Here is a 3,219-nt window from a genome sequence, read left to right as displayed (position 1 = left end):
GGCGCCCGGCGCGGCGGGGACGCCGGTCGCCGTCTCGAGCGGACTCGGCGTCACCGAGCCGCCGTCGATCGAATTCGACGCGGTCACTTTCGGTTTCGACGACACGATGATCCTGGACGGCGTCGACCTGCGGATCGGCTCGGGCGAGACCGTCGCCGTCGCGGGTGGTGCGGGCAGCGGCAAGTCGATCCTGGTGTCGTTGCTGCCCGCCCTGCTCGAGCCCGATTCCGGCGCGGTGCGTTTCGACGGGATCGACCTGCGAATGCTGCCCGACCCACGCGCGCAGGTGGCGATGGTCTTCGAGGACACGCACCTGATGGCCGATTCGATCCGGGCCAACGTCGCCTACGGCAGACCCGACGCGAGCGACGAACAGGTCTGGCACGCGCTGTATCTGGCCGCGGCCGACGAATTCGTCACCGCCCTGCCGCAGGGCATCGACACCACCATCGGTGAACGCGGACAACGGCTCTCGGGTGGTCAGCGCCAGCGCATCGCGCTCGCCCGGGCCCTGCTCACCGAGGCGCCGGTCCTGGTGCTCGACGACGCCACCTCCGCCATCGACGCCCAGGTGGAGGAACAGATCTACCGGCGGATCGGCGCCGAGCTGCGCCGGCGCACGACCATCGTCGTCGCGCACCGGATCTCGACCCTGGCGCTCGCCGATCGGGTCGCGGTTCTCGACGGCGGTCGCGTCGCCGAACTGGGCACACTGCGCGAACTACAGCAGTCCGGCGAGCTGTTCCGGGCCCTGTTCACGCCGCCGGAAGTCGTCGGCATCGGCGTCGATCCGCACCGCGACAGCATGCGGGTCGCCACCGAAGAGCTCTGGGTGGCACCGGAAGTCGACTCCGACGACGACCGCACGATGGAACACCTGGCCAAGGCGTTCGCGCGGCGCTCGGCCGGCGCGCCCGCGGGTCCCGGCGGTGGCGCGGGCGGGGGCATGATGGCGAGCGCGCCACCCAGCGGCGATATCGTCGCCCTGCTCGACCGGCTGCCGCCGGTGTCCGGCGAACCCGAGGTCGACCCGTCGTTCTCCCACACCCCGGACACCGCGTTCTCCCTGCCGCGACTGCTTCGCCCGTTCACCTGGCCGCTGCTCGCCGGACTCGGTCTGGTCGGACTCGATGCCATCGCCCAGGTGCTGATCCCGTTCCTGGTGCGCTACGGCATCGATCACGGCGTCCTGGCCGGTGCGCGCGACGTGGTGATCGGCGCGGCCGCGCTGGCGATCGTGGTCGTGGTGGTGGACTGGGCGATCAGCGTCGCCCAGGTGCGCGTCACCGGGCGGGTCGGGGAGCGGCTGCTCTACGGTCTGCGCCTCAAGACCTTCGCCCACCTGCAACGGCTCGGCCTGCAGTATTACGAGCGCGAGCTCGGTGGCCGGATCATGACCAGGATGACCACCGACGTGGACGGGCTGTCGGCGTTTCTGCAGACCGGCCTGGCCACCGCGCTCACCAGCACGGTCACCATCGCGGGCGTGGTCGCCGCACTCCTGGTGATCGACGCCGAGCTGGCCGTGGTGGTCCTCGTGTTGCTGCCGGTGCTCGGTGTGGCGACCGTGGCCTTCCGGCGCGCGTCGATTCCCGCGTACAACCTGGCCAGGGAGCGGGTCAGCGCCGTCAACGCGTATCTGCAGGAGAACGTCGACAACATCACCGTCACCCAGGCGTTCCGCCGGGAGTCGGTGAACCAGAACGAGTTCGAGCGCCGGTCGTGGGCCTATCGCGACGCGCGGCTGCGTTCGCAGGTGCTGATGGCGGTGTTCTTCCCGTGCATCGAGCTGATGTCGGTGATCGCCACGGCCGCGGTGCTCGCGGTGGGCGTACACCAGGTGCGCGACGACGTGCTCACCGCGGGCACGCTCATCGCGTTCCTGCTCTACATCGAGTTGTTGTTCGCCCCGATCCAGCAGCTCTCGCAGGTGTTCGACAGCTATCAGCAGGCGGTGGTCGGCGTCGACCGCATCGGTGACCTGCTGCGCACCCCCGTCGACACCCCCGAGGCCGCCGATCCGCTCCCGGTGACCGGCCTGGACGGCGCGATCGAACTGCGCGCGGTGAGTTTCGGGTACTCGTCGCGGGCTCGCACGGTGCTCGACGGACTGGACCTGCGGATCGAGCCGGGCCAGAAGGTGGCCCTGGTGGGAGAGACCGGGGCGGGCAAATCGACGCTGGTCAAGCTGCTCGCCAGGTACTACGACCCGACCGAGGGAGCGGTTCTCGTCGACGGTGTCGACATCCGCCGGTTCCGGCTGCGCGACTTCCGCAAACGGCTCGGTGTCGTCCCGCAGGAGCCGTTCCTGTTCGGCGACACCGTGCGCGAGGCCATCGCCTACGGCAACCCCGATGCCGAGCCCGCCGAGATCGAGTGGGCCGCCCGTGCGGTCGGGGCACACGAGATGATCGCGGCGCTCGAACACGGCTACTACCAGCCGATCGGCGCGCACGGGCGCAGTCTGTCGGCCGGGCAGCGGCAGCTGCTGGCATTGGCCAGGGCGCAGCTCATCGACCCGGACATCCTCATCCTGGACGAGGCCACCGCCTCGCTGGATCTGGCCACCGAGGCACGAGTGCGTGCCGCGGTCGACGTGCTGACCGCGGGCCGCACCACGATCGTCGTCGCGCATCGGCTCGCCACCGCCGCTGATGCCGATCTGATCGCGGTGGTCGGCGAGGGCAAGCTCGTGCAGATCGGCGCGCATGCCGAGCTGGTGGCCGTCGATGGACCGTATCGGCGCCTGTGGGCCGCCTATGTCGGCGACGAAGCCCAGCACATTTCCAGCTAATCGACGAGAGGTCGGCCGCGGTCCGGTGGGGGAGATCCGGATCGCGGCCGACCTCGGTCCACCCGGGAGTGGTGGGCAGGGGCGGCATCCGCCGCCGAACCCGCGTCACGACCGCCGGGTGTCGGCACGGAACGGGACTTTCGCGTGTACCGCGGAGTAACTGTTACCTGCGGAAATGGCGCGTAGGGCACGCGTTCGGGCGGTATCCACGTACGCTCGTAGGAAGTCGCCAGGTGCTGCGACCAGCGGGAGCAAATACACAGGCACCCGTGCGGTCGTGCCGGCTAGGAGGTGTGCGATGAGCATTCAGCCCGATTTCGACCCGGACACGCGGACCCATGATGCCGACCCACTGGCGGAGACCGAGTACGGCACGGTCGGTGGAACCTGGGATGGACCGGTCGCCGTATGGCGCAGCATTCCCT

At 70.0% G+C, this 3,219-nt stretch carries 1 protein-coding gene; it reads left to right on the top strand.

Going from position 1 to position 3,219, the window contains the following annotated elements; translation table 11 throughout:
- The coding region (locus ACFWF3_RS29735; protein WP_379316940.1) for an ABC transporter ATP-binding protein at positions 1-2,794 on the top strand (2,794 nt) is incomplete at its 5' end.
- Between the last annotated feature and the right edge of the window lie 425 nt (positions 2,795-3,219).

The organism is Nocardia sp. NPDC060220 (assembly GCF_042727815.1).
Lineage (GTDB): Bacteria > Actinomycetota > Actinomycetes > Mycobacteriales > Mycobacteriaceae > Nocardia.
Note: the sequence above shows the minus strand (reverse complement) of the source record. Positions and strands in the feature narration are given on the sequence as shown.